The sequence below is a fragment of the Staphylococcus cornubiensis genome (assembly GCF_900183575.1).
Taxonomy (GTDB): domain Bacteria; phylum Bacillota; class Bacilli; order Staphylococcales; family Staphylococcaceae; genus Staphylococcus; species Staphylococcus cornubiensis.
Map to the genome: position 1 here is coordinate 114,964 of NZ_FXUZ01000004.1, position 20,640 is coordinate 135,603.

General features: G+C 38.4%; 11 protein-coding genes and 1 pseudogene. 9 read left to right on the forward strand and 3 right to left on the reverse strand.

What is annotated here, in order from left to right; genetic code table 11:
• Positions 1-1,379: 1,379 nt before the first annotated feature.
• The 8 genes and pseudogenes from CCE82_RS13320 to CCE82_RS13260 form a co-directional block, all read left to right on the forward strand.
• On the forward strand, positions 1,380-8,855 hold the full coding sequence (locus CCE82_RS13320; protein ID WP_086428609.1) for a Rib/alpha-like domain-containing protein: 7,476 nt from the start codon (positions 1,380-1,382) through the stop codon (positions 8,853-8,855).
• 229 nt (positions 8,856-9,084) lie between these two features.
• Positions 9,085-9,366, forward strand: coding sequence for a hypothetical protein (locus CCE82_RS06540; RefSeq protein ID WP_086428610.1), 282 nt, complete (start codon positions 9,085-9,087; stop codon positions 9,364-9,366).
• A gap of 250 nt (positions 9,367-9,616) precedes the next feature.
• Positions 9,617-12,748 (forward strand): DEAD/DEAH box helicase, encoded by a 3,132-nt coding sequence (locus CCE82_RS06545; RefSeq protein WP_086428611.1) that lies wholly within the window; start codon positions 9,617-9,619, stop codon positions 12,746-12,748.
• Between the two features lie 102 nt (positions 12,749-12,850).
• Entirely contained in the window at positions 12,851-13,582 is a 732-nt protein-coding gene (locus CCE82_RS06550; RefSeq protein WP_086428612.1) for a methyltransferase domain-containing protein, read from the forward strand.
• Between the two features lie 206 nt (positions 13,583-13,788).
• On the forward strand, positions 13,789-14,832 hold the full coding sequence (locus tag CCE82_RS06555) for a DUF418 domain-containing protein (protein ID WP_086428613.1): 1,044 nt from the start codon (positions 13,789-13,791) through the stop codon (positions 14,830-14,832).
• 333 nt (positions 14,833-15,165) lie between these two features.
• Positions 15,166-15,969: an arylamine N-acetyltransferase family protein gene (locus tag CCE82_RS06560; RefSeq protein ID WP_086428614.1), complete on the forward strand. Its 804-nt coding sequence runs from the start codon at positions 15,166-15,168 to the stop codon at positions 15,967-15,969.
• 21 nt (positions 15,970-15,990) lie between these two features.
• On the forward strand, positions 15,991-16,941 hold the full coding sequence (locus CCE82_RS06565) for an alpha/beta hydrolase (RefSeq protein ID WP_086428615.1): 951 nt from the start codon (positions 15,991-15,993) through the stop codon (positions 16,939-16,941).
• Between the two features lie 34 nt (positions 16,942-16,975).
• Positions 16,976-17,110 (forward strand): annotated as a pseudogene (locus CCE82_RS13260) (hypothetical protein); the annotation flags it as partial.
• 60 nt (positions 17,111-17,170) lie between these two features.
• On the opposite strand, the gene CCE82_RS06570 reads toward CCE82_RS13260, so the two are convergent.
• Both CCE82_RS06570 and CCE82_RS06575 read right to left on the reverse strand, forming a co-directional pair.
• The gene (locus CCE82_RS06570) at positions 17,171-18,004 is read right to left on the reverse strand and encodes an alpha/beta hydrolase (RefSeq protein WP_086428616.1); all 834 of its coding nucleotides are present in this window, start codon (positions 18,002-18,004) and stop codon (positions 17,171-17,173) included.
• 35 nt (positions 18,005-18,039) lie between these two features.
• A complete protein-coding gene (locus CCE82_RS06575) occupies positions 18,040-18,582 on the reverse strand; it encodes a TetR/AcrR family transcriptional regulator (protein WP_086428617.1) in 543 nt (180 codons plus the stop codon).
• A 110-nt stretch (positions 18,583-18,692) separates the two neighbouring features.
• On the opposite strand from CCE82_RS06575, the gene CCE82_RS06580 reads away from it, so the two are divergent.
• Positions 18,693-18,992: a DUF2316 family protein gene (locus CCE82_RS06580; RefSeq protein ID WP_086428618.1), complete on the forward strand. Its 300-nt coding sequence runs from the start codon at positions 18,693-18,695 to the stop codon at positions 18,990-18,992.
• Positions 18,993-19,145: 153 nt separating this feature from the next.
• Here the strand turns inward: CCE82_RS06580 and CCE82_RS06585 are convergent, their stop codons facing one another.
• Positions 19,146-20,387 (reverse strand): aminoacyltransferase, encoded by a 1,242-nt coding sequence (locus CCE82_RS06585; protein ID WP_086428619.1) that lies wholly within the window; start codon positions 20,385-20,387, stop codon positions 19,146-19,148.
• Positions 20,388-20,640: the final 253 nt, after the last annotated feature.

Genomic DNA, 20,640 nt, shown 5'->3' on the forward strand with positions numbered 1-20,640 from the left:
AGTCCCCTGGGAACGCGAAGCCATAAGGGCAATCAAATACCACAAATCATAGGGAGGGTTAGTTAAACTCAATACTGCATCCATAGCATCAAAAATGATTATGTTCTCCCCTTTTTTATTAGATGTAAAACAAGGTTTTTAAAGCAAATTGTGGGTTGGCAACAAGATTTTTAAAGAGTATTTTTTATCGTATTCTCAGGAAAATATGCCACTAAAAGAGAAAAATGAATTTACTGAAAATTAACGGTTTAATTACAAAATGATACATTTTTTGCATATTATCAATAAATGCACAACGATTTAGTTAGCGAGCCTTATCAAAATATGCTTCAAACAAGCGCTATATCAATTTAAAATGAACAGGGTCAACTATTTTGACTATTAAATTTTTAGAGAAAAAAGAAACGTATGAAATGATATGTATAATTTGAAGGGAGAATCGCGTCATATCAAGGTTTATCACGATTGACTATGGTGGAAATAGTGGGATAAAAAGTATACCACTTTGTTCAACAGTCCAATCTATAACGCACCTTTATTTTTAGTAGCAAATTTCTTCAACGCTTGTCCTTATTGAGTTGGTCAGACCAATTCTTTTAAAGGGACAGGCGTTTTTCGTTGTGAACTAGTGAAAAGATTTTTCAAATATTTATGACATTAAAGATTTCGGTGATAGAATGACCAAAGTTGTAATAAATGTTTTTCAAATATTAAAGGTTGATTATATTGCAAATAGGTCAATTTAAATGACCTATAAAAAGAGCAGATTTGAAAATTTGCATTTGAGCAAATTAACAAAAGTATCACTTTTTTAGAGAAAATAATATTTTTTTGTTGATTCGGTTTCTTTTCCGTATGAATATGAAAAGATATTAAAATTAATTGAACGATTCCCTCTGTTTGTATTTGCAATTTGTTGAAACGTATATGCGCCGATATTCAAATTGTTTGTTATAAACTTAGTGTATTTATGTTCGTATAAAAAAGGGTTTAAAAGTACCACGATATACTGCACGCGCATATAGTCTCCTATTTATGAAAGCTAAGCATGATAAAGTCTATAAATGTTGAGATATTTTTTCGAATTTTATACATATAAATTATTTTTTGTAAATAATGCACCCTTAAAAATAATTTATATTGTTTATCACTAGGGTTTGAAAAGGATAAAGTGATAAAAGCTTTTTTATGTTTAAAGTTTTATATTAATATTTGTAAAACCATACATTTTTAAAAATACAAACCAAAATAAAATACTATATTTAAAATATAGTAATCTCTGAGTGAAAATTTTTAAAAATCTTTAGTTGTACAAAGCAATAGTTTGGTTTATTCTTTAGCTGCAAGTGCATTAAAAAAATTTAGGAGTTGATAATTTCATGAACAAATCAAAAAAGAAACATTTTAACTTTTTGTCAAAACGTCAAAATCGGTATTCTATTCGTCGCTTTTCAGCTGGTATCGCGTCAGTGCTCGTCGGTACAGCTTTCTTTTTAGGCGCCCATACGAGTGATGCATCAGCTGCAGAAAAAGATACAGTATCTCGAGCAACACAAACATCTCAAGATGCTTCCAATACTTCGGACCCGTCAATAGAAACAACTGAAAAGACAGCACAAGGCCCGACAACAGAAGCAAATCCTTCAGTAGATGAAGTGAATCATAAAGATACAGTTACTAAAGCGCAAACAGTAGATGGTCCACAAACGACAAAACAAAGTAACGAAGCAACAACAACCAAAATTCCTACTAATGAAACAGATCACGCTACCGAAGCCCCTGTGAAAGAAGAAACACAAGAAACCCAAGCCACTGATGTACAAAAGAATGAAGATCAAAGCATTGAACAAACAGCCACTCCGAAAAATTCAACAGAAACAAGTCATGAAGAAAAAACAACAGAAGAAGCAGTGAATTCAAAAGATACAGCCAAAACAGAAAAACAACCAAAAGAAGAGACAACAAAGCGTAAAGAAATGCCTGAAAAAGAAAAGGGTACAACAGAAAAGCAAACAACAGAATCTTCATCAAGTGAAAAGTCTACAACAGAATTTCCTACAAATCAACAAGAATCTCCATCTACAGAAATTCCAACAGATCAAACTCAAATTAATACAAAACTCCCACAAACGACAGAAAAACCACAACTTACAGATCAACAACTTGAAAAATTATTAAAAGAAACAAATTTCGACAATATGGATCCAGCTACAAAAGCACTCTATCTAGAACATCTTAAGGACTATGCGGACAAACAAGATGCACAAAAAACGGCCGCAACAGTAAGTACGAGAAATAAGTCTGAGAAAGTCGCTACGCCTAAAAAGACAACATGGCCAAGTGATGTTGTTTCAGAAGATGAAGCAGAGATCCCTGCAGATGCAATCGCAAATGGTTATATCAAATCTGGCACTGATGCGACGAATGCGGCACATACGTTATCTGGTCGTGCATGGCTATTAGATCACGGAACACCAGCAACGATGGCGAATGGTTTAACACCTGTTCCGCAAGGCACTAAAGTTCATTTACAGTGGATGGACAAAGATGGAGCAACTTCACCTATTTATACAGCTAAAACAACGAATAGACTTAGCTCTGTAGGCGGCAGTCAAGTTGGTCCTGGCGCCTATGCATTTGATTTACGCCAAGGTTGGACAGATGCCAATGGTAAACACCACGTATATAGTGCGGTAAAAGGCCAACGTTATAAAATATGGATTGACGATTTCACAACTAAAGATGGTAATGTTGCTACAATGTTACGTGTTGCAGGGGGCTATCTTCCAGGTACGTACGTGGATTCAGTGACATATAATAATATGGGTCAATTCCCGTTAATTGGTACGAATATGCAACGTACAGGTATTTTTATGACAACGATTCCTTCACAAAAATATTTAACATCAAAACATCACGTTAATGATTCAAAAGGTGCTGCTGCTAATCCAGCGGTCACAATGATTGAGAATGATTTTATTAGCGGTAGAATTTGGATAGAAACAGGCGATGGGGACTATGCAAACTCAGCGACAGGCCCTAACTACAATATGAAAGATATGGCTGCAGCTGGATATAAAGTGGTTATGACATCATTAACAGATCAAGGTGCGAAAGCGTATGATGCGCAAGTGAATCGTTTGCCTGAAAAAGACCGAGCAGAAGCCGCACGTAAATTATTAAAGGCACATCCGGAATATATGTCAGTGACTGTGGAAGGGACAACTAATGGACGCGGTGGATACACATTGCGCTTCCCTAAAGGTACATTAAACAAAGATCATCTATACGGCTATGTAATGAATCGTGATGGTGAAATTGTAAAAAGTTATTCAGGTTTTACTTCACCAGAATTCCGTAGACCGAATTATAATTTATCAGTTGCACCACAAACAGCACCGTATTACAGACCGATTCGACATGCATGGGTCAATGTCAACTTTGCGGTTGTTGAAACGACACAAACGCAAATCAATATTACAAACTTTGACGTGACATCTAACCCTGCACATCGCGGTCAAACAGCATATGTTGATATCTCAGGTATGCCTAAAACTTCATTACAGACACGTGTACAATGGAAAGATTCGTCAGGCAGAATTGTTAAAGATAGTGGTCCTGTAACTTCGGAAAAAGCAGCTGAAAATAAAGCGAAATTTATGATTCCAACTAACGCAAAATCAGGTGAAGTGTATACTGTACAACTCGTGGTAGGTGGCCATGTTACAGCTACAGACTCACTGATTGTACATGTCAATGAAGACGCAGCGAAATATCAGCCAGTCTATCCACCGACAACAGTGGAACCGGGTCAAAAGGTGACGATTCCAGCACCTAAAAATGCTAATGGTCGTCGATTACCGAACGGCACAACTTTTACAAAAGGTCATCACGTCCCTCAATGGGTAACAGTGAATCATGACGGTTCAATTACAGTAAAACCTGGAGAAAAAGTTGCAGAAGGTGATTATGGTATTCCAGTGATTGTGACTTATTCGGACGGTTCTAAAAATACCATCTTTGCACCTGTTACAGTTCAAGCAAAAGAACCAATGGCATCGCAATATGAGCCAACAAGTGAAGGCATAACGAAAAAATATGGGGAGCCAACAACAGCAGATGACGTGTTAGACACAGTAGAAGTGCTGGATTACCCTATGACTGGTGAACAACCAGTGGCAACAGTGGATGATGAAACACAATTACCAGACGGCACAACAGAAGGTCAAATGGATGTAGACGTGACGGTGACGTATCCAGATGGAACAACAGATCATATTAAAGTCCCAGTTGTAACAGAGAAACAACCAGACGGAGACAAATATGAGCCAACAAGTGAAGGCGTAACGAAACCGTTTGGCACACCAGTAACATCAGGTGATGTGACAGATTCAATTCAAATTCCGAACTTCCCGGCAGAAGGTGAACAACCGGTCGCAACAGTGGATGATGAAACGCAATTACCGGATGGCACAACAGAAGGTCAAACGGATGTAGACGTGACAGTCACATACCCAGACGGAACAACAGATCACATTAAAGTCCCTGTTGTAACACAAAAACAACCGGATGGAGACAAATATGAGCCAACAACCGGCGGCGTAACGAAACCGTTTGGCACACCAGTAAAATCATCTGATGTAACAGATTCAATTCAAATCCCGAACTTCCCAGCAGAAGGTGAACAACCAGTCGCAACAGTAGATGATGAAACACAATTACCGGATGGAACAACAGAAGGTCAAACGGATGTAGACGTAACAGTGACATACCCAGATGGAACGAAAGATCATATTAAAGTCCCAGTAGTAACACAGAAACAACCAGATGGAGACAAATACGAACCAACAAGTGGAGGCGTAACGAAACCGTTTGGCACACCAGTAACATCAGGTGATGTGACAGATTCAATTCAAATTCCGAATTACCCGGCAGAAGGTGAACAACCGGTCGCAACAGTAGATGATGAAACGCAATTACCAGACGGCACAACAGAAGGTCAAACTGATGTAGATGTGACGGTGACATATCCAGATGGAACAACAGATCACATTAAAGTCCCTGTTGTAACACAAAAACAACCGGATGGAGACAAATATGAGCCAACAAGTGGAGGCGTAACGAAACCATTTGGCACACCAGTAACATCAGGTGATGTGACAGATTCAATTCAAGTTCCGAACTTCCCGGCAGAAGGTGAACAACCGGTCGCAACAGTGGATGATGAAACGCAATTACCGGATGGCACAACAGAAGGTCAAACGGATGTAGACGTGACAGTCACATACCCAGACGGAACAACAGACCACATTAAAGTCCCAGTAGTAACGGAAAAACAATTAGATAGCGATAAATATGATCCAGTCGCAACGGGTATCTTGAAACAATTTGGTGACCCAACAACAGAGGAAGATGTTACAAAATTAGTGGAGGTGCCTGACTATCCAACAGATTTACCACAACCAAAAGTAACAGTGACGGATCCAAGTACTTTACCAGATGGTCAAACACCGGGCAAAGCTGATGTGGATGTAACAGTGACATATCCAGATGGTTCTACAGATCACATTTCAGTTCCAGTTTGGACAAATAAGCATCTTGATAAAGACAAATATGAGCCAACAAGTGGAGGCGTAACGAAACCATTTGGTACGCCGGTAACGTCAGACGATGTAACAGGTTCAATTCAAGTTCCGAACTACCCGGTAGAAGGTCAACAGCCAACAGCAACAGTGGATGATGAAACGCAATTACCGGATGGAACAACAGAAGGTCAAACGGATGTAGACGTAACAGTGACATACCCAGATGGAACGAAAGATCACATTAAAGTCCCAGTTGTAACAGAGAAACAACCAGATGGAGACAAATATGAGCCAACAAGTGGAGGCGTAACGAAACCATTTGGTACGCCGGTATCATCATCTGATGTAACAGGTTCAATTCAAATCCCGAACTTCCCATCAGAAGGTGAGCAACCAGTCGCAACAGTAGATGATGAAATGCAATTACCGGACGGCACAGTGGAAGGTCAAGTTGGAGTAGATGTAACTGTAACGTATCCAGATGGAACAACAGACCACATTAAAGTCCCAGTTGTAACGCAGAAACAACCGGATGGAGACAAATATGAGCCAACAAGTGGAGGCGTAACGAAACCATTTGGCACACCGGTATCATCGTCTGATGTGACAGGTTCAGTGAAGTTCCCGAACTACCCAGTAGAAGGTGAACAACCAGTGGCAACAGTAGATGACGAAACACAATTACCAGATGGTACAGTGGAAGGCCAAGTTGGAGTAGATGTAACGGTAACGTATCCAGATGGAACAACAGACCACATTAAAGTCCCAGTTGTAACGCAGAAACAACCGGATGGAGACAAATATGAGCCAACAAGTGGAGGCGTAACGAAACCATTTGGCACACCAGTAACATCAGGTGATGTAACAGGTTCAATTCAAATCCCGAACTTCCCAGCAGAAGGTGAGCAACCCGTCGCAACAGTAGACGACGAAACACAATTACCGGATGGCACAACAGAAGGTCAAACGGATGTAGACGTGACAGTCACATACCCAGACGGAACAACAGATCACATTAAAGTCCCTGTTGTAACAGAAAAACAACCAGATAATGAAAAATATGAGCCAACGACAACAGGTATTACAAAAGCGTATGGCATTCCTACGACAGCGGCTGAAGTGACAGATACAGTTCATATTCCATACTTCCCAGTGGATGGAGAGCAACCAGTTGTGACAGTGAATGATCCAAGACAATTGCCAAACGGTAGAAAAGAAGGTCAAATCAATGTTCCTGTCACAGTGACGTATCCAGATGGCACAAAAGACTATATGACAGTCCCAGTCGTAACAAGCAAACAAGCGGAAAATGAAAAGTACGATCCAATCACATTAGGAGTGTACAAAGATTACGGTAACCCTACAACTTCAGCTGATGTGTCAGATTCAATTCAAGTGCCAGGTTATCCAGTTGGCGGTCAACAACCAACAGCAACGGTAGATGATGAAACAAAATTACCAGATGGCACAACAGAAGGTGAAGTGGATATTCCTGTCACAGTGACATATCCGGATGGTACTCAGGATCATATCTCTGTACCAGTATTTACTAGTCAACAAAGAGATAATCAAAAGTACGAACCGACAAGTAATGGTGTGACAAAAGATTATGGAATACCAACAGATGTGAATGATGTATTGGATGCAGTCACAGTCCCAGACTATCCGGCTCATCGTGAGGAACAACCTATAAAAACTGTAGATGCACCAGACCAGTTACCGGATGGCATGACAGAAGGCCAAGTGACTGTGGGTGTAACAGTAACATATCCAGATGGTTCAAAAGATCATATTAAAGTGCCAGTCGTGACAAATCCACCAGCGGACAATGTGAGATATGAACCAACAACTGACGGTATTACGAAGCCTTTCGGTGAACCAACTACAACAGATGATGTGACAGGCGCAGTTAAAGTACCAAACTTCCCAACAGATGGTAAGCAACCTGTAGTCACAGTTATTGACCCAAGACAATTGCCAAATGGTAAAAAAGAAGGTCAAATGAATGTGGGTGTGACAGTGACATATCCGGACGGCACAACAGATTACTTTACAGTGCCAGTTGTGACAAACAAACAACCGGATAGCGATAAGTATGCACCAACAACTGAAGGAATTACGAAACCATATGGCATCCCAACAACAGCATCTGAAGTGTTAGATGCAGTAAATATTCCGAACTATCCAGTAGATGTGGAAAAACCTGTATTGACCGTGAAAGATCCAACACAATTACCAGATGGCAAAGTGGGTGCGACAGTGGATGTAGATGTGAGAGTCACATATCCAGATGGCACAACAGATGAAATTAGTGTTCCAGTCACAACCTCTAGTCCAGATGATGAAGATGGTGGACATGGTTCGAGTGGTTCTTCATCGGGTGTTTCAGAACCAGGTGCTAATGGTCCAACAGTCAGCCCATCTATCAAATTACCATCGTTACAAGGCTTTTTACCACATTTCGCATCTGCTGCTGAAAATCATCAACAATCAGAGAGCGATAAGTACACGCCAACAAGTGAAGGTGTGACGAAAGCACATGGTATACCTGTAACAACGACTGATGTGACAGATTCTGTGAAAATTCCTAACTATCCAACAGATGGCGAGCAACCTGTCGTGACAGTAAATGAGGAATCCCAATTACCTGACGGTACAACAGATGGTACCGTGGATGTGGGTGTTGAAGTGACATATCCGGATGGTTCAACGACACAGCTTACAGTACCAGTAACTGTTGGAAGTCAACCGACAATTCAAGTCGAATCAGCTGATCCAAGTGGTGTGACATCAACGGTAACAACTTTTGGAACAGTAGACACTAAAGCGGAAGAACCATCATCAAAGAAAGATGAGACACAAGCAGTAGATGAAGCGCCGACAGTGACAACGGTAGCTAAAGGTCATAAAACAAACGTACCAGCAACGAAAGGTCATGAATCAGTAAGTGATAAAGTGATCACAATGCCAACAGTTGCGCATGAATCTCAACAAACAAGTCATGCTGTTGAAACAGTTGCACATGTGTCTACAGCAATGACAAGTGTGGCAAATGGTGAACAAGAAGCATCAGGCATCGCGACGACACCATATGCTGAAACAAATCAACCTGGAGCAACTTCAGCACAAGCAACAGACAAGCAAGAGGTTAAACAATTACCAGAAACAGGTGAAGACAACAAACAAGCAGGTATTTTATTCGGTGGATTGATTGCGGTCATTGGTGGTTTACTTTTATTCGGCAGACGCCGTAACTCTAAGAAAGACTAATCCATACATTGCGTATATCAATCGATAAAGGCTTGTCCTCGTTTATGAGGGCAGGTCTTTTTTTAAAAATTTATTTCCATAAACCTTGATGTTTTAAATGATAATATATACATAAGTTAGTAGTTTTATGAAATATAGTTTACTTATTACATTTATTTTATTTATAATAGTTTTGATAGAGATTATTTCATCCGCCAAATAGAGAAAAAGAGAGATTGGAGTGCATGAAATGAGTTATGCTGTAGGTATTAGTTTTACGATTTTAATTTTGTTAACAGGTTCATGGTTTATTATTTTTAACCGTCATCAACCTATTATTTTCTTTTTTCCAGAAAAGGCGCGAACAAATGTATTAACAGGCCGATCATTTTTAGTTTTAAGTTTGGTTTACTTTATCATTATTATCGTTTTACCGGTACGTATCTCGACTATGTTATTACTCTATGTGGGTTTGTCGGTGCTGGATTTAATTGTGATGTACATATTATTAAAACTAGAAGTGATTGAATAAGTACATATAAGTGAGGCGACTTTGTGTGAAACAAGGTCGTTTATTTGTGGTGTTTCACGTGAAAACTTAAAAAGAAGGTCGGTTTAGAGGGAATCACATCACATATATGGTTGAAAGTGGATGTTAGACTGTGACTATATTAAGTTGTAGTATTACTCCAAAAATTGAACAGTTGCAATTAATTGTATAAAATGTCCAGAAATATTGTTAAAATATACATGAATATTAAGACAATTCTGGAGGTTTTGTGATGGGTGGATTAGTGAGGAACACGCTGTCAGCTTGGGCACTGTTAGAAACGTTACAACCTGGCACAATTGAAGACATTAAATCGTATTTGAATAAAAATATTTTTGCCCAAAATGAACAGCAAAAGAAAGTACATGACTATACTTCTTTTTATACAATTTGGGAAGATGACCGCTTTCAATTAAGGGAAGATTTGAAGGAAAAAAGCAAAATTCAATTTCAAATGTATCGTTTTAATTTTAAATTTGGGGAAGTTGAAAAATTGTTGCGAAGTATGTTCGATGATGAAGAAGTGTATAACGTTGATCAAACAGATTGTTATGGTTATACATTCATGGTTGATGAAGAAGGCTATGTGCTTATAGAAACGTTGCATGTCCCAATGCTAATGAGTGCACTTGCGCAAATTGAAAAAAATAAAAGTGCTGATATAGAGGCCATATACTATGATCACTTTGAAAAATTCAAACATAAATGTGAAGAAGTGATGGGCAATAACCTACTAGATAAAGGGAAGCTATCTCAGTTAGATGAGTTATATCGACACTATTTTAAAGTATTAATATCTGAGCATTCCGGCTATTTTAAACATACTGTTGCAATACACCACATAGAAAACGATAAGCAGAACAATGATTTAAACAGCTTCTTTATTACAGATTTGGAAATGGCTAAAAATAATCCAAATGAAACGCTAAAACAGTACATTAATGGTTTAAATGATGATGATAGAAATGTCATTGATGAAAACAGAGAAGTGATTGAACACTACCTAGAGCCTCAGAATTATCCTGATGGACGTTGGCCTTCTCTAGTTGAACATAGACTGTCGTTAATGCAACAAGTAGCCGTTAATCAAATTACAAGTGACGCTGATCAAGTAAGTTCTGTTAATGGTCCGCCCGGCACAGGTAAAACAACTTTGCTTAAAGATATTTTCGCACACCATATTGTTGAAAGGGCAAAAACTTTCGCTGAATTATCACGCCCTACCGATGCGTTTACATATAAGAAAATACATGAAACTGATCAATATGCAACGGCTTTTCTAAATCAAAAACACGCACAGTTCAAAATGGTTGTTGCTTCAAGTAATAACGGAGCTGTAGAAAACATCTCTAAAGATTTACCGAAGTTGTCTGAAATCATAAGAAATGATCAAAGCACACAATTTCCTCATTATGAAGAGGGGTATCAAGAAGTGGCACAACAATTAGGATTATTCAAGAATATAGCCGAAAAATTGATAGGGGAACCGGCTTGGGGGCTATTCTCAGGTGTGTTTGGTAAAAAAGCAAATATTGATCAAGTGATGGCAAAGATGATATCTGATAGCGAAAGCCAGCCTATGAATAAGTTATTGATAGAGACGTTAAATACGACAGACATCAATAGAGAGTGGAAAGAAGCTAAAAAATCATTCGAAAAAACATTAGAGCAAGTGAAAGTCATTAAAGAAGAAATCTCAGAAGGTGTCACATTATATCAAAAAATGCAACAGCAAGCTAAACAATCTCAACAAGATATAGTCTTGCTTGACGAATATCAAACAAAAATCAATTATTTTGAAGGTATTGAAGAACTTAAAAATCAGAGGAATGATATTTTACGTCAAATTGAGAAAATTGAAAGTGATAGAACGGATATTGAGCATTTGATTGAAGTCGCTAAAGCAAAAATGTCTTTAATAGAAAAGGTTAAGGATAAATTTACTGGCAATGAAAAAGTGGAAGCATATAGGACAGAGATTGAAGCGTTATTAACAAAGAAAATAGAATTAAACAAACAAAAAAGTATTGTAGATACGCGCATTGATGAATCTGAACAGTTGCTTGAAGCTTTAAAAGCAGAGAAAAATAAAGTGGAGACGCGTTTGAGTGACTACCAGATAGCACGACACGCATACTCGGAATTTGTCAAAGCACACCCTGACATTCACACCCCTAATGATAATTTTTGGGAGGACACAAGCGAGGCGTATCAAGCAAGACAAGAAAAGGTTTTATGGACTTCTGATGCATTGCAATTTCATCGAGGACTGTTGTTTTTAAAAGCGATGGTATTGCATAAATTGATTTTAGTGGGAAATGCGAAACAAATTCAATCCGGTCTTTATGATTTTCAAAGGCGCTTTGAATATATGTTGTCGTCGCCTACAAAAGTTGAAAATGCATGGAATGTGATTCATCTTATTTTTCCCGTTATTAGTACGACTTTTGCGAGTTTTAGAATGATGTATCAAACGATGCCCAAAGATTTTATTGACTATCTTTTTATCGATGAGGCGGGTCAAGCTGTTCCACAAGCTGCAGTGGGCGCAATTCAACGTTCAAGGCATGTTGTGGCAGTAGGAGATCCTATACAAATAGAACCAGTTGTTACGCTCGACAAAAATTTAGTCGACTTAGTGAGGAAAGCTTATGGTGTACCCGAAAGGCTTGTAAGTGTAGAAGCTTCAGTACAGACGCTGGCAGATCATGCCAATCGATATGGCTATTGGAAAGAAGCTCAAGGCAATAAACAATGGATAGGTATACCGTTATGGGTGCACAGAAGATGTTTGAATCCGATGTTCGCGATTTGTAATAAAATTGCGTATGAAGAGAAAATGGTACTCCCTCAATATATTAAGAATAGTGAGCACAAAGGTATTATAGGTAGAGTGTCTTGGTTAGATGTTAAGGGAAAAGCAAACCCTAAGCAATATGTGAAAGAGCAGGGAGAGGCAGTTGTCGCCGCGCTATATCGAGATTGGGAGGAAGCTAAAAATATGAATCAATATCCACCGAATGTCTTTGTGATATCTCCGTTTACACAAGTGAAAAATGAAATAATTAAATTGGCACGAATCAAGTTGGATAAAATGATGCCTGAAGGGGTAAATCTTATGGATTGGTTATTGGCGTCAATTGGTACAGTGCATACATTTCAAGGAAAAGAAGCGGCTAAAGTGTATTTTGTGACTGGAACAGATGAGACACAAAATGGCGCGATCAAATGGTCATGTCAAAAACCTAATTTAATTAATGTTGCAGTGACACGTGCTAAAAAGGAATTTGTTATTGTAGGGGATAAAGCGCGCATAAGAGAATTTGATTACTATAAGACAATTGACGAAGAGAAAAACGCATAAGTAAATGTTAATAAACAGTCGTAGCATAACGGAATACGACTGTTTATTTATGCATATTATGATGAATCGATTAGAATAAAGTAGTAATAAGGAGGTCACATAATGCAAGGGCGTAATGATTTTATAGAGAGATTACTTGAAAATGCGGGCATTGAAGCGGGGATGCGTGTATTAGATGTAGGTTGTGCGACGGGTGAAGTGACACAGCTCGTTGCACAACTCGTGGGTGAGACAGGTCAGGTCATCGGTGTGGACACGAACCAAGACCTTCTTAATGTTGCTGAAAAAGGAAACGAGGTAGCCAATGTTCGATTTTTGAATGCGGACCTTTATCAGTTGCCTGCCTCCCTTGGACAATTTGATGCGATTGTGGGACGAAGAATTCTGATGTATTTGCCGGATGTCTCTAACAGTTTGGCTATATTGAAAGAACGTCTAAAACCTCAAGGCATCATGTGTTTTCAAGAAAGTGATGCCATCAATGGAGGCGCTGGAGCGGCGTCATTACCTGAACATCAACGCGCTATTCAACGTGTGTGGTCAACGGTTCAACAAGAAGGCGGCGATATTCATATTGGACAGAAATTGTATGACTTATTTCTACAAACAGGTTTGACAGATGTCCATGTGAATGCTGAAGCGATGATTCAAACGTCTGACAACAACGATTTACAGTGGTTGACGAAAATGATGTTGCCACGTATGCGAAAACATGGTGTAGTGAGCGAAGATTTTTCAGTAGAAGAATGGAAGCAACAGATGCATCAGGAGGCAAGCCATCATGATGTAGCATTTATACGTGACATGGCCTATGGTATCTATGGACGGAAATGATATAAATCAAAGGTAGTCATACTGTATTTTGAAAGTTGATACGGTCATGGCTATTTTTATTGATAGAGATTAAAGCAACGGTGATTTTAAAAGCACATTGCAATAATGAAAAATGCGCCTTCTAAAGAAAATCCGGCGCAAGACTTATTGAATGTCTGCAGCATGGCTTGTAATATAAATCTCATAAATTTGTTAAGGAGATTTTTATGAATCCGATAAAAAAGAGAATTGAAGTTTTAGATTATTTAAGAGGTTTTGCGCTATTTGGTATTATTTTTGCCAATATTTTACCGATCCTCGAGTATTTTTCATACCATCATGGACTGTCTATGCCGACATATCAAAGTCATATGGATGTCCTTTATAACAAGTATTTGAATATTTTTGTAGAAGCAAAGTTTTTCTCCATTTTCTCACTGTTATTTGGTATAGGTTTTTATATCTTTTTTCATAATGCAAAAAACAAAAATGTGAATCCATTTATATTATATGTAAGGAGAAGCATAGTGTTACTGCTGTTTGGTATTGTTCATCAAATTTTCCAACCTGGAGAAGCACTTCTTTTTTATGCCATTATAGGTCTATTCCTACTGCCACTGACTTTCTTGAAGAGACGATATAATTTAGTGATTGGACTCGTCTTATTAATTTTAGGCGTGTTGAGTGGCAACAAACTTACCCTCGTCCCAGCACTCTTTGTGTTAGGTTATACGATAGGACAATACGGACTCTATCAGACGATTTATCATCACAAAAAGGCACTTCGAATTGCGCTTGCCTTGTCATTTATAGGTTTTGTCATCTCTTTAGTGCTCTTACACTATTTCTATGTGGCACCGACTTATGATTTAGTCAAAGATCAGATGGACAATAAAGCTTTTGCAGATCAATATAATTTTTACTCGGATCTCACAGTTTATACCGCGCCGTTTATCTCTTTGTTCTATATTTTATTTTTCATAACAATTTTAAAAAGTTCTATGATAAAACGTGTCTTTTCGCCTTTTAAATATTATGGTCAAATGGCATTAACGAACTATCTGTTAAATACTGCACTGATTTTACTTGTCGGCCAATTTTTGACTGTAGGCATTGCAATGTCAGGTGTGGTGTCTCTCGTAATTATTGCGTTTCAAATGATTCTTTCAATAGTATGGTTGCGTTACTTTAGATACGGACCCCTTGAATATATTTGGAGATTGTTGACGTATTTACAATTTTTCGGAATCAGAAGACATGACAATCACTAAACGCTAACACCCCAAAATACAATATGAAAATAATGTTTTGAAGAGACGAGTATGCGAATGTGCTAGTCTCTTTTTGTGTGTTAAAACCTTGATATTGATGTGTTTTGATTATGTGGAATGCATTCCGTTTGTAAAAATCAATATAGAGGTTTATCATGTTCATATAATGATTTGTTGTTTAATTGCATTTTTCAATTAAGTTGAATGGGGTATAGATTAAGAAAGCTCTGAGTCAGTCTGATTGGCGAAGGTGATGCCTGAGGTGTTCATCTTACACGACTTCTCATATAGGCACACAAGTCAACAAATTATATTGAAGAAAGGGAGATCGACATGAACTTTAAAGATCTTGAAAATTATATCGATATCAATAAAGAAGATATGGAAAAACACTCATTTGAAGCGTTACAAAAATTCATTTATCACTTTATGTTGAATATTCCTTTTGAAGCGATAGATGTGTTTAATGGTGACAAAATTACGATGGATGTTGAAAAGAATATAGATAAGTTTGTGAATGAACAGCGCGGGGGACTTTGCTATGAAAATAACCTTGTAACGAATGCTTATCTTAAAGACCGCGGTTTTGATACGAAGCTATTATCAGGTTATGTGAAACCACCGAACAAAGATTGGAAAGAGATGGATACGCATTTGACAACACTCGTCACAATCGATGGCAAAGACTATATTGCGGATACGGGTTTTGGTCATTTTCCGAGTCAACCGATTCCACTAGATGGTACGTATGTCTATGATGAAGATGATATTTATCGTATTATCCCCGCTGAAGATCAAGAAGATGCGTATTATGTTCAAACAATTAAAGATGATGGTGAAAGTACAGAGTGGACGGATTTACTCTTTTTCGAAAATGTAGATCGAGAACTCGGTTATTTTGATGCACGTTATGACTTTACAATTAATCATCCGAAATATGCGTTCAAAAAAATGTTGATGATTAATAAGAAAACACCAGAGGGCCATAATACGATGTCAATGAACAATGTGACGGTAACGACTAAAGACGGTAAAGAAAAAATTCCGGTTACTGCAGATAATTATCGTGAGTTATTGAAAGCATATTTTGGTTTAGATGTACGTATTCCAAAATTAGAAAATAAAAAGCAACAATAAGCTGTGAAGGGGAGTTTGAATATGGAACGGAAACATCTGTATAGTGTCGATGTGGATTTACAACATGTCGCAAAATCTATGGAACGTCAAAAGTTAACGCGAGACAATTTGGAGGATTACCGGGCGAATGTGCTCAGCCATGCGAAAACGACAATTGATCCGCGACTCGACGTAACGATTGAAGATGTTGAGGTGCCATATGAAGATGCGTCGATTCATGTGATTATGTTTCGGCCAAATAAAGCACAAACCCATATGCCTGGCTATTTGTATATGCACGGGGGAGGCATGGTATCTGGCGGTGCGCAGTTGGATAATAGTGACAATGCATTAATCGCACATGAACTCGGGTGTGTGGTCGTGTCAGTCGATTATCATTTAGCTCCTGAAACGATATTTCCCGGGCAATTAGAAGCGTGTTATGCAGTATTGAAATGGATGCATGATCACGCCGATACACTCCATATCGACCGTTCGAAGTTAGCTGTTGGAGGCAATAGTGCAGGTGGCATGCTTGCAGCAAGTCTTGCACAACTCGCTTTAGACCGTGGTGAAGTGAATATTATTTTTCAAAACTTGCACATCCCAATGCTGAATGATCGTACAGTGTTGGAAGAACCGTCAAACCCTTATGCCGGTATTTTTGGTTGGAATCGTGATATGAATCGTTTTGCGTGGGAAATGTATCTCGGTCATCCGGTCGATGGACGCACACCTCAGAAGTATGCAGTTCCGGCACGTCGTCAAAATTTTGAAGGGCTTCCGACGACCTTAATCACGATTGGCAGTTTGGATTTGTTTGTCGATGAAGTGATAGATTATGCTAAAAACTTATTACATGCAGGTGTCTCCACAGAGTTACACATTTATCCTGGGTTGTACCATTTAGGAGAGCTCGTTCCAGGTGCACGTGTACGCGATCAAATATTAAACGACCGACTTCAAGCGATGCGACGTGCGTTTGAAGATTAATAAACGATGTCTGATACCTCGGTAAGTAAAGTGAAGTAGTACTCTCGGATTGAAAACGAGATATGAGCACGAAGAGACAGTGAATCATGGACAGTATCATATTTATACAGGTGGCAATTTTGATTCACATTTACTCGTCCTGTTATCCCAACAACAAAATAAAATTTAAAGAAGACCAGATGTACACGACGTCATCGCGTAGGGCATCTGGTCTTTTTCGATATTCAAATTATGTCCACATTTTAAGAAGGACGTTCGCGAAGCCCTCAGGTTTTTGAACATAACCTAAGTGACCGCCCGGAATGTCGAGCAAGTCGAGTTGTGCTTGTTCGTGTAAATATGCGTTGACTTCTTGTGGAAATGACCCTTTCGAATCTGTGCCATTTAACAATGTAATGATGTCTGCGTGTTGAGCTAAATCCGCAACAGTAATGTCTGAATGTGTGTATTGACGAATTTCATATGCTGCCCAAAACATCATGCGTTCATATTGTTGACGTCGTGCTACATCATCTTCCGAAACGGGTTGTGACATACTTTTAGCATCAATCGGGGCGATGTTCAACGTTTGCGCGAAAGTTTGCATACCTTGTTGTAAGCCTTCATTGAGCACTTGCTGTACGATGTCATCATTTTTGTCTTTCCAATATTGGCTATCCGGTAAAAACGTATTGATTGGTGGCTCATGAAAGGCGATACGTTTCACGACATCCGGATAGTCTTTCAGCACGTGCATTGTGACAATCGCACCTGAACTCGAACCGAGGATATACACAGGTGCATCACTTAAATGACGTGCAAGCGCTGCAACGTCTGCGGCATCTTGTTTTACACGTGTATCATCATTGGGTTGTTCTGCCTGTGTAGATAGTGGGGCAGTTCGTTCGCTTTCACCGTAGTCACGACGATCCATCGCCACGACTGTAAAATGTGATTTCAATTGCTCTGCTAATGGCAAGTAGATATCACCTGTCCCGTTTGCGCCTGGTACGAGAATGAGTACAGGACCTTCACCGATTTGATGATAACGAATTTTAGCATCTTTCACTGTTAAAGTTTCCATTTAAAAATCCTCCTTTTGTGTTCATATCCATCTCTTTAGTTTAAAAATAATGTGACGAGTTGCTCCCGTAGTTCTACATTCGTGAGCTGTCGTGCTTCAAGTTGAAAGATATAATTTTGTGTGGTTAATGTGTTGAGTAGCGTATCAACTTTAAACGTCAACTGTCTCTCATTTTCACCGTCATCCATTAAAGTATAAAAATATTGATGAAGTGCTTGGAAAAACGGAGTCTGTCGAAAGTCTTTTTTACTTTGACTCATTTCGACACAATTGAGTAATGCGCGATGGTCTGTTTTAAATTGTAAAAATGTATCAATCGCTTGCGTGAAAATGGTTTGAACATCATCATTTTGCGCGCGAATCGCATCAAGATTTGCTAACAATTGTTCGGAATCATTGTTGACCAATGCATAACAAAGTGCACTTTTATCTTCAAAGTGACGATAGAGTGTCCCCATTCCAATATTCAACGCTTTAGAAATTTGGTTCATACTCACTTGGTCAACGCCATCACGTTCAAACATGATTTTCGCTTGTTGTTCAATACGTTGACGATTTTCAATAGCATCTTTCCTCATAATGGTGACACCTACTTTAGCTGTTTAATTTGACAAACGGATAACTGTCCGTTTATTATAAGTGATATTCATAAGCAAGACAAATCATATGGATTGAAAGAAGGATGAATATGTCATTAAATAAAGCCCAACGACGTGTCACAAGTGAAGAGTTGAAAGCACATTTTGCGCAGTCTACATTGACGACTGACCAACTTGCAGAGATGATGCATATTTCGGAAAAACAAGTTGAAAAAGTTTTGAATATGGATGCCCCTTCACGTTTGTTAGGAGGAGATCTCAATACATTTATTCATCAAGTATGGGATTTGAGAGATCATATGAATGACAACATTAAAGCGAATGGTGACATACCGGCAGAATATACGTATCTGAAAGGTGAAAAGGAAGACTACTGGTTTTTACAATAAAATCATTTTGAATGAAAAAAGAACAGGACTGGGACATTAAGTTTGATCCCAGTCCTGACTTTTTTATGGACTTATATTTATTAATGATGAAAAACAGCAAAAAAGAATGAAGGGGTCGTAAAAATTGGATGTTTTGGATTGTTTTCAGTCTCTCTAACGTTTCAATAACTGTGACAATCGATACGTCACTGGCATAATCGGTTTAACAAAATCACCGACATATTCTTCTACATGTGCACCGAAGCCCTCTTTAAAACGTTGCACACCATAGTCTTCCGCGTGTTTCGTAAAATCACCTGTAATGCCATAGAAGTTATAACGATCAATCCCATGTTGTTTCGCGAATTGAATCATTTCCCACTGTAAACGGTACGCACCCATATACGCATTGTACTTAGGATTAGAGCCACTCGATAAATAATAGACTTCGTGATTGTTGTAAATATAAATCGCCGCAGCCAAATCTAATACGTCACCATCTTCAGCGATTAATTGACGTGTTTTTTCGATTTTTCGTTCTTGTGCTTGCAGTTGTTGTTCGGCTTGTTTTAATTTAGTTTTGTTTTTCTTAGAATTTGGGTTACTTTCTAATGCTTCTTGAATTTCTGCAATCGTTTCTTTCAAGGCATTCAATTTCTCCGTTTGCTTCTTTAAAAGCCCATTTAAATCAATATATGCAAGCTTTAACATGCTGTTGTTCGCATACATTTTCTGCATTTCTTCAAAATAAGATTGATCTCTAAAGCTGAAGCCGTGTTTTTCTTCGGCCATTTGAAAAAGTTTGAAAAAGCGTGCAGTTTCTTCAATAGGTAGTGTTTTAACTTGGACATCCATTTCATAAGTTTTTTTAATATTACGTCGTGTTTGGTAGTCCATCGCTTCTAAAAGTTGTTGTTCGGATTTGTCTTTGAGGTCAAGTACAGAAAGCCAGCGAATTTGACTCATACTGGAGTAACCAATGGGAAAGCCCTGATGTTTGTAGCCAAGATGTTCTAACGTTTTGAAAAGTTGAAGATGGTTGTCACTCTGTGTAATATTCCCTTTTGCATCACGGATATTGGTGCGCACATAGGGATCGACTAACACATAAAGACAGCGCTGTTGTTTTAAGTATTGCGTGAGATGCTTAAAAAAGAATTGGACTAGCCCAAGGTTGCTATAATCTAAAACTGGACCACGGTGCGTATAAAAGTATTTAAAAAATTTAAGTGCACGTGCTTCAGTTAATAAACAAGCAGCGATCACTTCATCTTGATCATTTTTGACGCCAACTAAATGGACATCATGTTTGTTTTGGTTTCTATACTCAAAGTGCCCTCGGTCTTGTGTATAGTGGGAAAAGTGTTTCGTTACAAAATCGTCAAAAGCTTCAACACTCAATTGCGTAAAGTACATGGTAACCCTGCTTTCTTAGTTTTGTTTCATACATCATTTAATATACTAGAGTAGTCAGACATTTTCAAAGTATTTTTATACCGTACAACTTGATATACTACATCTTTTTTTAATTATTTATGCATATTGAAATGAAGTGGAAAATAAGTGGCGACATACATGTTTTAGGAGTTGAAGGAAGCGGATTGTAGCGATGATTGAAATGAGCATAAAAGCAATGATCAGTGAATGAGATGAAACAAGCGATGGTACA